The 17,428-nt window shown below is 52.2% G+C and carries 15 protein-coding genes; 7 read left to right on the forward strand and 8 right to left on the reverse strand.

The features are described 5' to 3' along the window. Positions 1–63: 63 nt before the first annotated feature. Genes CUS_RS18400 through CUS_RS01025 form a run of 4 tightly spaced genes read left to right on the forward strand, consistent with a single transcriptional unit; the run spans position 64 to position 3,617 of the window. Positions 64–525: a DUF4430 domain-containing protein gene (locus CUS_RS18400; protein ID WP_002847107.1), complete on the forward strand. Its 462-nt coding sequence runs from the start codon at positions 64–66 to the stop codon at positions 523–525. After that, positions 522–1,382 (forward strand): energy-coupling factor transporter transmembrane component T, encoded by an 861-nt coding sequence (locus CUS_RS01015; RefSeq protein WP_002846984.1) that lies wholly within the window; start codon positions 522–524, stop codon positions 1,380–1,382. The genes CUS_RS18400 and CUS_RS01015 overlap by 4 nt, the downstream gene beginning before the upstream one ends. Continuing rightward, positions 1,355–2,950 (forward strand): ABC transporter ATP-binding protein, encoded by a 1,596-nt coding sequence (locus CUS_RS01020; RefSeq protein WP_002847122.1) that lies wholly within the window; start codon positions 1,355–1,357, stop codon positions 2,948–2,950. The genes CUS_RS01015 and CUS_RS01020 overlap by 28 nt, the downstream gene beginning before the upstream one ends. Beyond that, entirely contained in the window at positions 2,940–3,617 is a 678-nt protein-coding gene (locus CUS_RS01025) for an ECF transporter S component (RefSeq protein ID WP_037275966.1), read from the forward strand. The genes CUS_RS01020 and CUS_RS01025 overlap by 11 nt, the downstream gene beginning before the upstream one ends. Positions 3,618–3,708: 91 nt before the next feature. Here CUS_RS01025 and CUS_RS01030 read toward each other — a convergent pair whose 3' ends face one another. Beyond that, positions 3,709–4,251, reverse strand: a complete 543-nt coding sequence (locus tag CUS_RS01030) for a helix-turn-helix domain-containing protein (RefSeq protein WP_002847038.1) — start codon at positions 4,249–4,251, stop codon at positions 3,709–3,711. A gap of 444 nt (positions 4,252–4,695) precedes the next feature. On the opposite strand from CUS_RS01030, the gene CUS_RS01035 reads away from it, so the two are divergent. Beyond that, positions 4,696–5,274 (forward strand): hypothetical protein, encoded by a 579-nt coding sequence (locus CUS_RS01035; RefSeq protein WP_002847029.1) that lies wholly within the window; start codon positions 4,696–4,698, stop codon positions 5,272–5,274. Further along, on the forward strand, positions 5,271–7,292 hold the full coding sequence (locus CUS_RS01040; protein ID WP_002846990.1) for a CotH kinase family protein: 2,022 nt from the start codon (positions 5,271–5,273) through the stop codon (positions 7,290–7,292). The genes CUS_RS01035 and CUS_RS01040 overlap by 4 nt, the downstream gene beginning before the upstream one ends. A 109-nt stretch (positions 7,293–7,401) precedes the next feature. On the opposite strand, the gene CUS_RS01045 is transcribed toward CUS_RS01040, so the two are convergent. The 3 genes from CUS_RS01045 to CUS_RS01055 all read right to left on the reverse strand — a co-directional run bounded on the left by CUS_RS01045 (position 7,402) and on the right by CUS_RS01055 (position 9,440). Further along, the gene (locus CUS_RS01045) at positions 7,402–8,394 is read right to left on the reverse strand and encodes a hypothetical protein (protein ID WP_002847116.1); all 993 of its coding nucleotides are present in this window, start codon (positions 8,392–8,394) and stop codon (positions 7,402–7,404) included. A 75-nt stretch (positions 8,395–8,469) separates the two neighbouring features. Beyond that, entirely contained in the window at positions 8,470–8,751 is a 282-nt protein-coding gene (locus tag CUS_RS01050; protein ID WP_002847168.1) for a zinc-ribbon domain containing protein, read from the reverse strand. Between the two features lie 104 nt (positions 8,752–8,855). Then, a complete protein-coding gene (locus tag CUS_RS01055) occupies positions 8,856–9,440 on the reverse strand; it encodes a sigma-70 family RNA polymerase sigma factor (protein WP_002847097.1) in 585 nt (194 codons plus the stop codon). 352 nt (positions 9,441–9,792) lie between these two features. Between CUS_RS01055 and CUS_RS01060 the strand changes: the two genes are divergently transcribed. Continuing rightward, entirely contained in the window at positions 9,793–11,721 is a 1,929-nt protein-coding gene (locus tag CUS_RS01060) for a substrate-binding and GGDEF domain-containing protein (protein ID WP_002846978.1), read from the forward strand. Positions 11,722–11,795: 74 nt separating this feature from the next. On the opposite strand, the gene CUS_RS01065 is transcribed toward CUS_RS01060, so the two are convergent. The 4 genes from CUS_RS01065 to CUS_RS20135 all read right to left on the reverse strand — a co-directional run bounded on the left by CUS_RS01065 (position 11,796) and on the right by CUS_RS20135 (position 17,415). Then, positions 11,796–12,995, reverse strand: coding sequence for a DHHW family protein (locus CUS_RS01065; RefSeq protein WP_002847105.1), 1,200 nt, complete (start codon positions 12,993–12,995; stop codon positions 11,796–11,798). Positions 12,996–12,997: 2 nt separating this feature from the next. Further along, positions 12,998–13,540 (reverse strand): NUDIX domain-containing protein, encoded by a 543-nt coding sequence (locus tag CUS_RS01070; protein ID WP_002846987.1) that lies wholly within the window; start codon positions 13,538–13,540, stop codon positions 12,998–13,000. A 15-nt stretch (positions 13,541–13,555) separates the two neighbouring features. Further along, positions 13,556–15,997 carry a YfhO family protein gene (locus tag CUS_RS01075; protein ID WP_100084503.1) on the reverse strand — a complete coding sequence of 814 codons (2,442 nt, stop codon included), beginning with the start codon at positions 15,995–15,997 and terminating at the stop codon, positions 13,556–13,558. Positions 15,998–16,224: 227 nt separating this feature from the next. Next, positions 16,225–17,415 carry a proline-rich domain-containing protein gene (locus tag CUS_RS20135; protein WP_002847078.1) on the reverse strand — a complete coding sequence of 397 codons (1,191 nt, stop codon included), beginning with the start codon at positions 17,413–17,415 and terminating at the stop codon, positions 16,225–16,227. Between the last annotated feature and the right edge of the window lie 13 nt (positions 17,416–17,428).

The raw sequence follows: 17,428 nt of genomic DNA on the forward strand, positions 1-17,428 counted from the left end.
GCATTCGGATATTTACAGCAACGGGCGCATGACAGCCCCATAAAAAAGAAAAGAGGTGACGGCGTGAAAAAACGGGATATATTGTTTTTTGGCGGGTGCGCGGCTGCGGCTGCGGCGCTTCTGCTGACGGTGGACATACAGACCCCCGCCGAGTACTACGCCGCTCACCCCACCGCAATAACCGAAGACGGCGCATTTATCGAACTTCGGGTGGACAGTTCCGCTGTGGCTGAGGGCGGCGTTATCTTAGACGGACGCTATGCCCTCGCTGAGGGTGACAGCGTTTTCGATGTGGTCGAACGTGTGCTGAGGGCTGAGGGCATCTCTTTAGACTACAGCGGCGGCAGGAACATCTACGTGGACGGCATCAACGGCATATACGAACTCGACTACGGCGCACAGTCGGGCTGGATATATAAAGTGAACGGCACAGCCCCCGACATCAACTGCGGCGAATATCAGCCTGTTTCGGGCGACGACATCGAATTTGTCTACGTGACGGAATACTACGGGGGTGGCAGATGAAGGCTTTTCACCCTTTAGCGCGGCTTGCGGCGACGACGGCTGTGCTGGTCATACTGATGTTCTGCCGTTCTGTCACTGCGGCGGCAGTGGGACTTGTGACGGGTCTTTGCTGTATCGGTCTTACAGACGGCAGAAAAAGCCTGCTGAAATGGCTCGGCGCGTCCCTGCTGACAGCGGCATTGATGGCGTTCATCGACCCGCTGGTGTCCCATCGCGGCATGACCGTTCTTCTCTTCGTAAACGGCAGAGCCTACACGCTGGAGTCGATGCTCTACGGGCTTGAACTGGGGCTTTCGCTGGGCGGCGTGACAGTCTGGCTGACGGCTGGCAGACGACTCATCAGCGAGCGCGAGATGCTCTGCATGATGGGCAGGCTGTCCCCGAAACTTGCGCTGACAGTCAGCATGACGCTGGGCTTCATTCCCCGCCTTGCCGAAACTCAGCGCCGCATAAGAGATGCACAGCGGGGCGCGGGTCTTTTTGCCGACAACAGCCCCACAGGGCGCATGGGCGAAGCTATGGCAGTGTTCACCGCATGCGCGGCGCGGGCGGCTGAGAATGCGGCAGGCGCGGCAAGGTCGATGAACGCGCGGGGCTTCGGGCGGCATCGGCTGACATATTCTGACAGGCGAAAACTGCGCCGCGCAGATATTATCCTCACAGCCGCAGAAGTCCTGCTTACGGCGGTTTCACTGGTATTTGCGGCGCTGGGCGGCGCAACAGAATTCTACCCTGCATTGAAATTCGGCAGATATGAACCCGCACTGGCCGTCATCTGCGGCGCGGCGGGTCTGCCTGCGGTCATAAGTCTTGCAAAGGAGGTCATCGAATGGAAGCTGTATCTGCCAAAGGGCTGAGTTTTCGGCATAACACAGCCAAAAAGCCCGCCCTTGAGGGCGTCCGACTGTCTGCGGCGGCGGGCGAACTTGTCATGCTGATGGGCAGTTCGGGAAGCGGCAAGACCACCCTCCTGCGGCTGTTAAAGCCCGAAATCGCGCCGCTGGGCGAAGTTTCGGGCGAGATACGCATATTCGGTGAAAAAGCCGCCGCCCCTCAGCCGAAAGTGGGCTATGTACCACAGCACCCCGAAGAGGGCTTCGTCAGTGACACAGTGCGCGGTGAGATAATGTTCGCGCCCGAAAATGCGGGGCTTTCACCCGAAGAGGTGCGGCGGCTGACCGCTGAAACGGTGTCGCGCTTCGGGCTGGGCAAACTCCTCACCCGCAAACTTGACGGTCTTTCGGGCGGCGAAAAACAGCTGGTCAGCCTGTGCGCCGCGATGGTCGTTCAGCCCGACATTCTCCTGCTTGACGAGCCTTTCAGCCGCCTTGACCCCGTTGCGGCTGAAAACATGGCGGCGCTGATACTGCGGGTCAACCGCGAACTCGGCGTGACGGTCATCGTGGCTGAACACTCGGCTGAACAGCTGTTTGCAGAGTGTGACAGGGTGGTATTCCTCGAAAACGGTCGTGTCACAGCAGACCTCCCCCCGCGCAAAGCGGCGGCTCTGCCTGCGGTGAGGGCTTATGCACCTGCGGCGGCGCGGGCTTTTGCGAATGCCGAACCCCTCCCGCTGACGGTGCGCGAGGGCCGCGAGATGCTGGCTCACTCCGAACACCTTGTCGAAGTACCTCTGCCGCAAGGCAAAGTCTTCACCGAAAAAGTCCTCGAAGCCGACGGTCTGCGTTTCGCTTTCACACGCGGCGGCGAGGATATCCTTGACGGCACAGACATCGTACTGCACAAGGGCGAATTTCTCGCGCTGGCAGGCGCTAACGGCAGTGGCAAGACCACTCTGCTGAGGGTGCTGGCAGGGCTGGCGCGACCTTACGCAGGCAAGCTGATGATAGGCGGCAAGCCCCCTAAAAAGGCGGCTCTGCGTGTCGGTATGCTCCCGCAGGAAGCGGCTGACCTCTTCTTACAGCCCACAGTCCTCGAAGATTACCGCTATGCGCTCAGAGCGATGGGCAAGCCCGAAAACATGGCAGAAGAGATGCTCGCGCGGCTTGGCGCGGAACATCTCGGCAATATGCACCCCTACGACCTCAGCGGCGGCGAATTACAGCTGTGCGCACTGGGACGTGTGCTTCTGTGTAAGCCCGATATACTCCTTGCAGACGAGCCGACAAAGGGTCTTGACCCCATTTCTGCAAGCCGCATCGGTCATCTGCTGAAAGAACTCTGCGCAGAGGGCAAAGCAGTGCTGGCAGTCACCCACGACCTTGAATTTGCCGCATGTCACGCCGACAGCTGTGCGCTTTTCTGCGGCGGCAGAGCCGAAAGCCTTATGCCGTCACCGCACTTTTTCGCCCGCGCAGGCTTTTACAGCACCGCCGCAGGACGTATCTCGCGAGGCATGGTAAAAAACGCCTATCTCACCGAACATTTGCAGGCGGCTTTCGGGGGTGGCACATATGATAGATAAAAAAAGCGCCGCACTGCTGGCGGCGGCTCTGTCCATCATCGGGGCTGGCTGTGCCGCCTTTGCTGACAGGGCGGCAAGCTGGGTGATATGTTCGGCGGCGGTGGCAGTCTGCGGCGGTCTGCTGATACGCTTTGAGAAACGTCAGGACACTTCCGGCGACATCGCTCTCGCCGCAGTCATGACAGCCCTCGCAGTGGTGGGAAGGCTCATCTTCGCCGCTGTGCCCGCGTTCAAGCCCTGTGCGGCGGTCATAATACTGGCGGGCATATATCTGGGCGGCGAGCGCGGATTCACCATCGGGGCGCTGACTGCGCTGATATCGAATTTCTACTTTTCGCAGGGCATCTGGACACCTTTCCAGATGATGGTCTGGGGGCTGACAGGTCTGCTGGCTGGCGTGCTTGGCAGATATCTCCGCAACAACCGCGTATTTCTGGCGCTTTTCGGCATTCTTGCAGGGGCGGTCTACTCGGTAAGCCTTGATGTGTGCAGTATGCTTTGGCTGGGCGGCGGCTTTTCGGCAGAACGTTTCATCGGTCTGACGGCGGCATCTGCGTACTTCACCGTCAGCTACATGCTGTCGAACGCAGTGTTCCTGCTTGTGTTCGTCAGACCCGCCGCGCGCATCTTCGACCGTCTGCGCGACAAATACGGCATCGGCAGATAGCGAACGTTTCGGCGTTCGCTTTTTTGCATACCCCCCACAGCCGCCGCGCATCTCACCCGCAAACTCGCCCCCATAACTTTCCTTGACAGGATCAGCTTTTGCGTGCTTTCCTCGAAGCTGTTCCCAGAATGCCCTTAAATTCCACCTCTGTGAAGTAACTCAGTTTGTATATCCTTTCACCATCGTCAATTGCACGTTCTATACATTCCAGTTCCTTTGCGGCTTCATCTTCGCTTTCATACCAGCCGAGTATCACGGTATGCTCACCGAAAATACCTGTTCTGTCAACACCCACCAGTATATAAGGCGGCTCGTTTTTGGCTGGTGCGGCTATTTTTGAATATCTTACCGACAAAACGGCGGTGATACTGCCGTCATGTGAACAGATGTGTATGCGGCTGTCCACTGCACAGCCCTTTTCGCTTTGCTCTTCCTGCGGTCGTATACCTATCAGTCTATCAGCCGAAACACCCAGCAGTGCCGATAATTCAGCCAGCTTTTCCGTTTCGGGCATACCCTTGCCCGACTCCCATTTCGACACTGCCTGCCTTGAAACACCCATTTTCTCAGCAAGCATTTCCTGAGTCATGCCCTTTTTCTTTCTTGCATTTCTGATGTTTTCGCCAATATCCATTTTCCGTCCTCCTGTTTTCTTAAAGCCGCCCGCCGGAATACCGTTAACTGCGGTGTGTCAGCGGGATAACTACGTTTATTAATATAATATGGTTATCCCGCTGACACACCACAAAAACAGCGGCTATACAGAACTTAAGGTTCTTGGCGTATATTTTTTCCCCCGCCTGCGGCGGGGAAAAATATACAACGCTCAATTATCATTTTGTTTACCGCATTTTTAGTTGGTGTGCTAAAGGGATAGTCATAATATAATTATATCATATCATATTTTAAAAATCAACCAACCACAGCTTGCGTTTTGTCAACTCAAAGTTGCACCGTGTATTTGGGGAGATATATGCAAAAAGTCAAAACAATATTGCTATAAGTTATTGACAAGCGGCTTTGTATCTGGTATACTTTTTACAAAACGCGAGCTTTCATATTTTTATAGGAGGTCGTAATGTACACTAACGGCATAATAGTCCAGCGAAAGACAGATGCCCCCTGCGGTTACAGAGGTATAGACGGCAGCGGGTTCAGCTATGCAGTGGGCGAGAACTGGTTTCTCAGGTACGAGGAGAATTTTGAAGAGTATTACGATGAAAACATCGGGCTGACCTATTACGATGTCGGTGACCGCGAATGGGTTAACGCCTGCACCGACAGGGCGCATATCCGCCAATATATCGAGGAAGCCGAAAAGCGCGGCATACCTTACAGGCTGATACTCTGTGAAAGCTGTGTCCCTCAGCCCATAATGGAAGATGTGCCGCAGAAAAAGACTTTTCTGGGCTACGACTACGCCTATTCGGACGGCGACAACTATTCGGCGGTGTACAACGAGATACCCTGTGTGTTTGACAGTTTCAGGCTGAACGAAAACGGTCTGTTCGACAGAGAAGAGGAACTTCAAAAGTATCTGGAGGCGCGTGAGAAATTCGTGCGCAGTCACCCGCCCCACACCCTTGAGGACGGCGGATTTGTCATTTTCAGATTATGGGAGATAGACAGAAGTGAGTTTATGGGAGGTCAACCATGAAAATAAAAGGCACACAACTCATCGCACTGGTCATGGCTGTGCTGACCCTTGCATCATGCGGCGGCAAGGCAGACAGCGCCAACGACAGCACAAAAAACACTGACAGCGGCAAGACCGTCAGCAGTGAGGGCGGTGAAACTTCAAACGAGGAAGAAAAGCCCGATACAGATGAAAAGCCGTCGGAAATATCAGATGAAAAGTCCGAAAAAGACGAAAAAGAGATCATACCCCCATCGGTGGAGTTCTCACAGGCAAGCGGTGTCTACCCCGCAGGTCTTGAAATTAGCCTTACAGCGGCGGAAGAGGGCGATATCTATTACACCACAGACGGCAGTGACCCCACCACCTCAGAAACGGCAGTGAAGTACGAAAACGCCATAGCCGTCAGCGACAGAAAAAACGACCCGAACGTGGTGTCGGCTGTTGACCCTCTGCTTATAGCAGGCAATTTCAACGAACCCAACAGCGAAAAGAACGGCTTTGTCAGCACTGTTTCCGCCCCCGCTGACAGCGCGGTGGATAAGTGTACTTCCATAAGGGCGGCGGTAAAGCGCGCCGACGGCAGTTTCGGCGGCATTGCGAACGCAAGCTATTTCATCGGCACGCCCGAAGAACATATCAAGGGGCTTGCCGAAAGCTGTAAAGCCGCAGGTCATGACCTTGCAGTTATCAGCCTTTCAATGGAATATGACGACCTCTTTGACAGCACCAAAGGCATCTATGTCAAGGGCGACCTCTTTGATGCTGATATGGAGAAATTCCTCAGCAGCAAGCGCAGCCGCATAAAAGATGCCGAACAAGCCCGCCAGATGGACGCAAACTACAAACAGCGCGGCAAAGAATGGGAAAGACGCGCATCTGTCAGCTTTATGGAGTTTGGCACTGACGGCGCAGAAGAAAAATTCTCGCAGGACTGCGGCATTCGCATACAGGGCAACTACTCCCGTTCAGACCTGCAAAAAGGTCTGAGGCTTTACGCCCGCAAGGAATACGGCGGCAGTAACTTCCGCTATGCAGTGTTCGGTGAGGACTACCTGAACGATGCGGGCGAGGTCATGGATAAGTTCGATACGCTGGTGCTTCGCGCAGGCGGCAACTGCGCATTCACTGCGAAGTTCAACGACACCTACTGGCAGTCGCTGGTGCATGAGTCTGCCTGCGACACAAAGCATTCCCGCCCCTGCGTGGTCTACCTCAACGGCGAATACTGGGGACTCTATGTGCTGGAAGAGGACTACTCCAACGACTTTTTTGAAGATGTACACGGCGTTGACAAATCGCAGGTGGTGGTCTACAAGGGCGATGCCGAAACTTACAAGTCGGGCTACAAGCTGGACGAGGGCGAAGTCCCCGATGGCAAGCCCGAAAACTACTATCTTGCAGACCTGAATTCATTCTTTGCCATGCACAAGGACGCTTCTTCCGATGAAGACTATGCGGCACTGTGCGAACTGGCAGACCCTCAGTCGGTGATGGATTATTTCGCCATCGAGTGCTGGATAAACAACAAGTGGGACTGGCCAGGCAAAAACTGGTCGATGTGGCGCACCATCGAAAAAGACCCTGATAACCCTTATGCAGACGGTCGTTTCCGCTTTATGCTGTACGATGTTGAGTTCGGCGGGGTCAGCGGCAAAAGCGATGCCTCCACCAATACCATCAGGGAAGACAATTACAAGCCGAAAGGTCTGCTGGACATGGGCACAAATAACCCCGCAGTGCTGTGTTTCGCCTACATGATGACCAACGAGGGCTTCAGGAACGAGTTCTATGACAGGATACAGGGACTCAGCGAGAACGAGTTTGAGAAAACGGCGGCGCTTGCAAAGTTACAGGCGTTCGAGGACGAATATTCGCCGCTGTACGACCAGTTCTTTGAAAGATACCCCGACACGGGAAGCACCGAAAATGCTGTCAGCGGCGGCTATGCCAGCATACAGTGCATCCGCGATTTCCTTGAAGAACGCGCAGACAATATCGACCGTCTGGTAAAATACTGCGAAAAGAATTTATCCTGATTTTTCCAATATTCCCAAAAACGCACCTGCGGTATCATTCGCGGGTGCGTTTGACTTTTTCGGGGAACAAAAAAGCACCCGCATCATCTGCGGGTGCGCATATTCGTTTTTACTGACCGCCGTTCGGGTCGATGGGCTTGCCCGTCATAGGGTCAAACTTGTTCTGCTGTGGCTGAACATTTATCGGCTGACCTGTCATCGGGTCAAAGTTGTTCTGCTGTGGCTGAACGTTTATCGGCTGACCTGTCATGGGGTCAAAATTGTTCTGCTGTGGCTGAACGTTTATCGGCTGACCTGTCATCGGGTCAAAGTTGTTCTGCTGCATCGGCTGAGCATACTGTACAGGTGCAGAAGCGCCTGTCAGCGCACCGAAGTCAAGCATGAGCGACTGACCTTCATTCGGAACGATTCTGTCATATACCAGCAGAGGCATAGCCATGACCAGAACGAAATTCGTATAACCGAAGAAGCCGGGCAGATAAACGTAGAAAAGTCCCAGCAGACCGCTGATTACGATGTATACCATGTAGTAAGCAGTACCTATCATACCGCCGTAAACGAACATAGCCTGATTGCCCTGACCTCTTGTTTCCTGATAACCGTACAGCACCATCACAGCGCAAAGTCCGAAGATACCTACCGATATGCTGCCGATGGGGAATATCCAGAAGATAGCCGCGATGCCCATTATGCCGTAAACAACTATCAGGTGGTTCTTCCTGCCTGCGGGTCTTATAACACCCAGATAGTAAGCGGCGATAGCAACGGTAAGTATGAACTGTACAAAATTAGAAAGCACCGAAGTCACCGGAGGATTGCCCGATGCGATGATCCTTATGAGCATTATCAGCCTTGTGACTACCAGTGAACCCGCAAACGACAGCTTGAATATCTTGTCGTGATGCTTGTTCAGCAGCAGTATCAGACCCGCGAGAACGGGCACTGTCTGATAGATGATGGTGAATATGCTGAAAAGATCGCTCCCCCACCTTATCATGTTGATGAACATTTTCAGTATGCTTGCGCCCGCATCAAAAAACAGCACGTATGCAAGCAGCTTTGCTATCAGGTTATGATCCCTGTACTTTTCCAGAACTTCCATGTTTATGACCTCCTAAAATAAACCATGAAAAGCGCCGTTGCGTTGGCAGCGGCGCATCATTTAACGTTAGTTTTATCAGAACTGCTCTTCCTTCATCTTAGCGAAGCACTCACTGCAATATACAGGTCTGTCCTCACGGGGCTTGAAAGGGATAGTAGCCTCGCCGCCGCAAGCTGCGCAAACTGCGGTGTAGGTCTGTCTTTCAGCTCTGCCCGAAGATTTTCTCGCATCTCTGCAAGCCTTGCATCTCTGAGGCTCATTGGTGAAGCCTTTCTCTGCATAGAACTCCTGCTCGCCTGCGGTGAATACGAACTCGTTACCGCATTCCTTACATACTAATGTCTTGTCCTCGTACATTTTCTCTTACCTCGATCTTAAAAATAGAATAATGGTTGTTCCGCCGCTGACGGTATCGCACCGCCCGCCTATCGGCTGCCCCTGACGGGCTTACGGCGTTATTGTCATATGAATATGCCCCGCAGCTTCCGCCTTACCCTCTGCATGGTGTTGTTTACAGATTTCTCGGTAGTGCCCAGCGCCTCAGCCGTCTGCCGATGTGACAGCCCCGCAAGGAACCTGCGCAATACCTGCCACTCCTTTTCCGAAAGCTCCTCCGCTATCCTCTTGAAAAGTTCATCATACTCCTCACGGTCAATGACCAGCCTTTCAGGGTCGGACTCAATGCTTCGGTCGGTGAGTTTCACCAGTTCCTCCTCAGGAAGTGTGCTGCCGCTGTACCTGCTGTCGTGCATAATGTATGACAGCATGCTGTGCCTTATACAGACCCCCGCATAAGTGGCAAAACCTGCCCCCCTGTCAGGACGGTAACTGTTCACCGCCTTCAAAAGAGCCATCATGCCCTCCTGCACAAGATCCTTTATCATCTGTTCACGCCCTGCCTTTGGTGCAAGACCTGCCGCGATATATTCCGTCAGACTGACATATCTCAGCAAAAGTGCAGTGAGCGCAGCCTTGTCATCGACAGCCAGCCTGACCAGCTCTTCATCACTGAGCTGTTCATGATCTCTCAAAAAACCGCTATCCACTGTACACCGCCTTAATCACTGATACACTCCAACGTAAACTTATCATAACATTTTCCAAACAATAAGTCAAGAGATTGAATTAAATTATTTGTCAATTTTTAATTTTTTGTAACAACACACATATTCACCCTGTATTTATTGGCAATTATGATTATGACTGACCCTTTGTTACCCCACCCCGACAAGCCTGCTTCTGCCGTTCAGCCGTATAACAGACAGTACATTAATTGATTTAAATTATACAACATAATTTCAGTTGACTATTTGGTAAATTTATGGTATAATGTACAGAAGGAAAGCTATAATAAGACATAATTAATTACTGACTATATAAAATTAAGGTGGTAAGTCTATGTCCAGACGAAAAACTATAGCACTGCTCAATCTTATGCCTGAAACTACTCACAGCAACAACATTGCAAGAGGTATCTTCGGTCAATGTCAGAAATACGGCTACAATGTGGCTTCCTTTGCTTCGATGACCCCGCTCTCTTTCTATTATCAGGATTATGCCGATGGCGAGCGGGCGATATACGACCTGCCGGATTACAGCGGTTTTGACGGTATCGTGATAGATGCCATCCCGCTGACCGACCAGAGCGTACCCGAATTTCCGCCGCATCTGGCAGAATTATTAAAAGACGCAAAATGCCCCGTCGTATGTATGGGTGTCGGCATCGGTGACTACAAGGTCATAACCAGCAGCAACGATTTCAATCTGCGTGAGATCGTCAGGCATGTGGTATGTTATCACGGCAAGCGCGATATCATCGTGCTGACAGGTCCGAAAGGCAAACATGAAGCTGAGGACAGACTGACGATATTCCTTGATGAACTTGAAAAGCTGGGCGTTGATGTCCCCGAAGAGAATATCGTATACGGCAATTTCTGGTATGACTGCGGCACTGCCCTTGCTGATGAGATACTTTCAGGCAAGCGCAAACTGCCCGAAGCTGTCATATCCGCCAGTGACCATATGGCACTGGGTCTGGTGGACAGACTGTCAAAAAAAGGCATAAAGATACCCGAACAAATGATAGCTGTGGGATTTGAGGCTACGCAGGAGGCTCTGCTGGGCGAAGTGTCGCTGTCCTCTTTCGAGTCTAACTTCACCAAAACTGCCGCCAATGCGGTTGACTACATACATTCGATAATAGACCCCGATGTGCCTTTACAGCCCTACGAACCGCAGGCAGATAAGATATTCCACCCCGCCATGAGCTGCGGGTGCGAACCCGATCTGCGCAGAGCGGCGCACGCTTTCAAAGATGCGCTTTATTACAGGAGCCGTAATTACACTGAGGAAGAACTTATGGACAATATAGACATCGGTCTGCTGATGGAGAACTATGTGCCTGAGATACTTACTTCTTCCGAAACGCCCGATGCCTGCATGGAAAACATCTACCATAACAGCTACCTTACACTGCCTTTTCTTAACTTCGGTCTGTGTCTGCGCGAAGACTGGCTCACTGCAAGCCAGTCCGACCTTAACGGCTTCACCGATAAGATGATACTGGCAGTTGCAAACTCAAAGGTGGGCGACCTCAATTACCACGAAGCCGAAAAACGTGTGGTATTCGACCGCAGGATAATGCACCCCGCCTTGCAGAATTACACCGAAGAACCCTGTGTTTTCTACTTTTCGGCAGTACATTACAGCAACAGGGTGCTGGGCTACACCATGCTTCAGCGTAAGCTGACCGACCGCCATATACTCAATGTTGTGTTCCGCAACTGGCTGAGGAACGTAAACAGCGCCTTGCAGATGGTGCGTACCCGCAACAGGTATGTAATGCTATCCATAAGAGACAATATGACAGGACTGTACAACAGGCGCGGCATGTACGAGCGCTTTGAGAAGATGCGTGCGGCGGCAAAGCCCGAAGACAGGCTGTTCACAGCAGTCATAGACATGGACGGTCTTAAGTATGTCAACGACACTTTCGGTCATAACGAAGGTGACTACGGCATAAATGCCGTCAGCAGAGCGGCACAGCAGTCGGCGCGGACGGAAGAATTCTGTGTGCGTGCAGGCGGTGACGAATTCTATGTGATAGGTATAGGCAGTTACGCTGATGACGAGTGCGAATACAGATGCGCCGCATATCTGGCGGCACTGGCTGATATATCCGCAAACAGCGGCAAGCCCTACCCCATAAGCGCAAGTATAGGCTGTGCGCTGGGCGATGCGGGCGACTTCGACCTTGAAGAACTCCTGCGGACGGCTGATGAAGAGATGTACCGCTTCAAAGTCATGCGCAAAAAACACCGCCAATAACACGGCAAAAACATACAAATGAAAAGACACCTCTGTTTTTTGGGAACGCAGAGGTGTCTTTTTTTATCATGCCGTCATTCAAGCCAGACAAAGTTGTTGTCTGAGTTTATGAAATCCACATTGTAAATATATATCACGCGGTCGATGCCGTGTGACTTCACATATTCCGATACCGTTTCATCTTCCATGTGGTAGTATCGCAGGTCTATCAGGCTGATGTGCTTAAACTGCGCACAGAGTTCGGGCAGTACAGCGTTCGCATAGCTGTCTTTCAGCACCAGCACCCTCTCGTCTGACGGTGCATTCGTTTCTATCTCGCACAGCGCGAAATTGCCGCCCATTATCGCCGCATACTTGTCTTTGGAAGATTTTGGTGCTTCTGCGTAAAGTCCCTGTTTCACAGGCACTCCGTCTATCTCAGCACATTCGTCGGGCGGCGTGTGATCGCCGTTTTGAGAAACATACTTCACCGTTATGTCATTCTCTTCATAGGTCACCAGCGAAACAGTATCGCTCTTCGCCAGAGCAGACGGCGCTTTCGAATACAGCGTCCCATAAAAATCGTGCAGTTCCTCGACAGTGCGCGTAAGCCCCGTCACCGCAGGCAGACCCATCGTCTGCCTCAGCTGTGAGTAGCCCAGCTGTGCGCCGTGTGCCGTCCAGTGGTGGTCGGTGCGGTAATAGCAGTCCTCCGCCTCAGCTTTAAGGGCTTCGGCAGGGAACGCAAGTTTTATCCTGTCCGATAGCATCTGCTTTATCCGCTCCACAGTTGCCATCTGGTCGCCGCATATGTTTGCAGAGGGCAGATGATCCCGCAAAACGCAGGAAGCATTCGGCACCAGCAGAAAGCTGACAGGTATGCCCTCATCAAGCGACTCCGCAAAGCTGTTAAGACAGCCGATGTTCGTATCCACCTGCGCGGTATTCTCACTGTAATTCTGTATATAGAAACCGTTCTTCGCGAAGTACACACCGTTCAGATAATTCTTTCCCAGCAGTCGGTCAGCCCCCGTCTTAAGGGTCACCAGATCGTCTTTCATGAATATCTGGTCGGACATATACTGTTCGATATCCCCCGTAAAACTGCCGTCTTTCAGCCTTTCAGCCGAAAATTCGGGTATCTGCTGAAGTGTGCGGTTCTCCATCTCCGAGAACTGACGGTCGGGGCTTATGATACCCGCCAGCGAAAAGCCGAATATCAGCGCCGCAAACACCGCCGTCGTCACGATATGCCCTGTTTTCGGGGGAGTGGGTTCTTTTCCTTTATTTGCCATATTCAGACCTCACCATGCAGTTTCAGATATGTCTTCAAGACCGCCATCTGTGTTTTGGCATCATTCAGTTCGTTCGCCATCACCATTCTGTAGACTTCTTTCAGAGGTATCTTCTTTACATCAAGGAACTCGCCGTCATCAAGGTGCTGTTCACCGAAATGCAGTCCCCTCGCCAGAAACATGTGTATTATCTCGGTGTCGTAAGCCACTGTCGGGTAAATACAGCCGAGATACTCAAAGCTGTCAGCGACAGCCCCGACCTCTTCTTTAAGTTCGCGCCTGCCGCACTGTTCGGGGTCTTCACCGAATTCCAGCTTGCCTGCGGGAACTTCCGTCAGCGCCTTGCCGAAAGGATAGCGGAACTGCTCGACCATATAGATGTTCTCGTCATCATCTACCGCCGCCACACACACACCGCCCGGATGCCTGATATATTCGCGCACAGCCCTTTCGCCGTTTTCAAGTTCTATCTCATCGCGGTAGAGTTTTACCACCACGCCGTCAAATATCTGCTCGCTCGTGAGCGCCTTTTCTTTCTGGTACATCGTCAGTCCTCCGTTTCAGACCTCTTTGCGGCTCTCGGCATTTTTCTTCTTGTTCTCCTCTTTGGTTTCCTTATCGAAGAACTTGTAGTAAGCGAGGTATACCGCCAGTCCCACAAAGCCGATGACTGTCAGCGCGATGCCCTTAGTCTGTCCTTCAGCCGAGTAGGTGAACTTTATCTCGCAGTCGCCCGCAGGCACAGGCACAGCCATCATGCCGTAGTTTACCTTTTCGACCTTAGTTTCAACACCGTTGACCGTTGCAGACCAGCCCTTTTCGTAAGGCACGCTGAAATATACCAGCTTCGGGCTTGAAAGATTTATCCTGCCTGTAAAGCCGTTGGTATCATGGCGGAAGTAATAGCAGCTCTCAGCCTTGCGGTCAGCGCAGTTCTGCACATAAGCATCGTAGGAGAAGTCCTCATCGAGGAAGCTGTAGTACCTGATATAGTCAGAATATGTTGCCGCCTGATTGTCGTTGATGACCAGCGCTTTCTCCAGCATCAGCGACCTGTTCAGTTCGCTCTCGTTCTTGATGTCGTTATCGGTGACATAGTAGTCAAAAGCGAAGCCCATCGGTATATAGTTGTTGTTCTCGTAGATGTTGAAGCCGTTCATCGTATCGAGGTAGGTGAAGCCCTGCAGCTTCGGCACCAGTTCGGGGTGAGTGACCTCTTCCTCGCCCTTGCGCTGTTTTTCGGGCAGTTCGTTGAAGTAATATCTCACCGAGTTCAGCGACCTCAGCGCATAGTAATCGGTGTCGATACGTGTAGCTACATCACGCTGCTGACCTATCTCCGCATAGAAATCCATGATAGACGGGTCAACACAGCTGTGGAAGCATCTCATACAGGGCATATCCCAGAACATTACCCAGTTGTCGATGCTGTCAGAAACATCTATGCGGTAGAAGTCCGAATCTTCGCCGCCGTAGCTGAATGCGGCATCAAGTGCGGCTGCATCAATGTTCTTGCCGCCGTTTATGCCGTGTTCGATATAATTTGCATTGTCACTTCCCTGCTTAACACCGTACCACACCTCAGATGTGTTGCAGACTATGCAGGATATCATCGTCATCACAAGCGCTGTCTTGTGGAAATCCAGCTTCTTTTTGGCGATAAAGTATATCAGTACGCCCAGCGCTATTATCATTGCAAGGGTAACGCCCACCTGTATATAGTAGAGTTCGGGGTACTGCGCCAGCTTGCCGTATACGATATCCTCGCCCTCATACTTCGGCAGAAGTCCCACAGCCAGAAAACCGATGCCTGCGGCAGCGGTAGGTATAAAGCCCTTTTTCAGCTGAGTGTGGTCTTCTTCCAGCACCTTTGCGGTCATCAGTGCGAAGAGCAGTATCGGGTGGTAGTACCATCTCGCATAGTAAGATGCGTTGAAAAGTGTGAACGCAGAGTTCAGGAAAGGCACACAAGCCATTATAACAAACACTATAACAGACCAGCTCAGCCAGTCGCGCTTCTTCCTCGTGCGCATGTAAGCGATAACGCCGCACATCGAGAACAGCGGCAGATAGCCCGCCAGCGAAGCCCATCTCGCGCTGTCAACATCAAATATGTTCACGCGGGCAGGCATGTCCGACAGCGTGAAGAACGCCTGAAATATCCTTGCGACACGCGCCTTGTCGTTGTAGAGTATATAGTCAAGACCCACCATGCGCTCATTTACACGGTAGTTGTTCATGACCATCAGCACTGACGGCAGAAGTATGATGCAGGACATAGCCAGACCGATAACAGCCTCAATGCCCAGCGAAACGAATTTCTTCACATCTATCTCGAAATCCTTGTCGATACACCTCAGGAAGAAGTATATCACCGTGAATACCACAGCCGAAACAAAGAAGAAATAGCTTATCGTCGCAGTTATGGCGACAGCTATGGCAAACGCGCCCCGCTTCTTCTCCTGTACCAGCAGTTCAAAAGCCAGCAGCAGCAGCGGGAAGAATGCCGTAGCATCGTGGAAGTGGTTGAAAAATATGTTGTAGGTCTGGAAACCCGAAAATGCGTACAGCAGACCGCCTATCGCGGCACAGTCCCTATTGGTTATGAACCTCCTGATATAGGCATACGCGCACATTGCAGCAACGCCCGTCTTTATGGCGAGCAGCCAGGGCATCAGGTAGACCGTCGAACCCACAGGGAACAGCGTGGTCAGCCAGAAAAACGGTGAACCCAGCAGGTAGAACGAGTAAGTGCCGACAAAGCCCGAACCGAGATCGGTACCCCAGTCCCAGCCGAAGTTTCCCTCTTTCACCATCTGCTGTGCGTGCTTGTAGAACATCAGCTGCTGCGAGTTGAAATCGCCGTAATACATGAAAATGCCCTTGTTGTTTATCATGTTCGGCAAAAATGCTATCATCATGCCCACAAAGGCAACGATGAACAGCAGCAGGTATCTTTCCTTGCCCTTGCCCTCAGGCGGGCTTAGCTTGCTTTTGAACATCTGCATTTGTCCTTTCTTTTTACAGTTAACGACTCTCTGCATCTTCACACAGCCCGCATGAAGATACCTGTCGTTTCCTATAGTATTGCATACGTAGATTATTATACCACAAACACAGCACCAATGCAAGGCTTTTTCAGAAATTTTCACCCCCCGCGCAGACATGTTCCCCCAACCGCAAAAAAGCCCGCAGACATAAACCGCCTGCGGACTTGTGATGTGCTTTATTACTTCTTTGCGTTCATTCTCGCGATACGCTTTTTCTCGGCAGCTGCCTTCATTGCATCGCCCTTTGCATCGCCTGCTGTTTCCTTTTCGTATTCGCTTATGATGTCGTTTGCATCATCGTCGTCATCATCAAGGAAATTACCCAGACGCTTCTTGAAAGCCGTACCCGAACTTCCGTTCTTTGTAAGGTACTCGCTCTTAAGGAACTCGCTCGCCTGCGGTGTCATGACGCTCTGTGTCGTGGTGCTGTTGTATACAGATGTTGCGGCAGTAACGCCTGTAGCCGCCTGAGGCATCTGCATGTTCTGCATCTGCTGATATGGGTTGCTGAACTCCTGACCGCCCTGCATGCCGTAGCCCTGCTGGGGGTAGCCCTGTCCCATGTAACCGCCCTGCTGGGGGTAACCCTGATTCATATAGCCGCCCTGCTGAGGATAGCCCTGATTCATGTAGCCGCCCTGCTGAGGATAGCCCTGATTCATATAGCCGCCCTGCTGGGGATAGCCCTGATTCATATAACCGCCCTGCTGAGGGTAGCCCTGTCCCATATAGCCGCCCTGCTGGGGATAGCCTTGTCCCATATAGCCGCCCTGCTGGGGATAACCCTGTCCTGCACCCTGCTGAGGCTGCTGTGCCTGAGCGCCGTTGTTTTCAAGAGAATCAGCACTTACAGATGAGCCGCTGTCATCAAACAGGAAAGAAGATGCTGCCACAGGTTCAGACGGCGCAGCTTCCTCATAGAACGGATTGCTCTTGTCAACACTGAAACCGTCAACAAACTCCGAAGGTGCAAGCCCTTCATCGCTGCTGCCCGCCAGTTCACCGAGAGGTGTTTCCCTGTTGCCGTCACAGGCAGCCACACAACGGCTGTTCGAGCCGTTCATGTCAAGAAACTTCGCTGCTGTTTCAGCATCGGGTGTCACAGTCATCTCACTGCCTATATCGAATATCAACAGCTGTGCCGCGATGGTCTTGCCTGCCGCCTTCATCGCATTCAGTGCAAAATCAGCCGCGCTGCAAACGACTATATCATCGCCCGAAACGGTTATACCTGTTATGCCGCTGTAAATAGTGCCGTCCTCTGCCGCCACAAGACATAGCTCGCTGCCCATCGGCGCATAGCTGCTTTTCTCGGTACGAATTTTCTCTGACAGTGCTGTTGCTTTGTTCTTCAAAGTTGCAATATCCATATTACCCACCGGT

It is taken from the genome of Hominimerdicola alba 8, from assembly GCF_000178155.2.
Classification (GTDB): Bacteria; Bacillota; Clostridia; order Oscillospirales; family Ruminococcaceae; genus Hominimerdicola; species Hominimerdicola alba_C.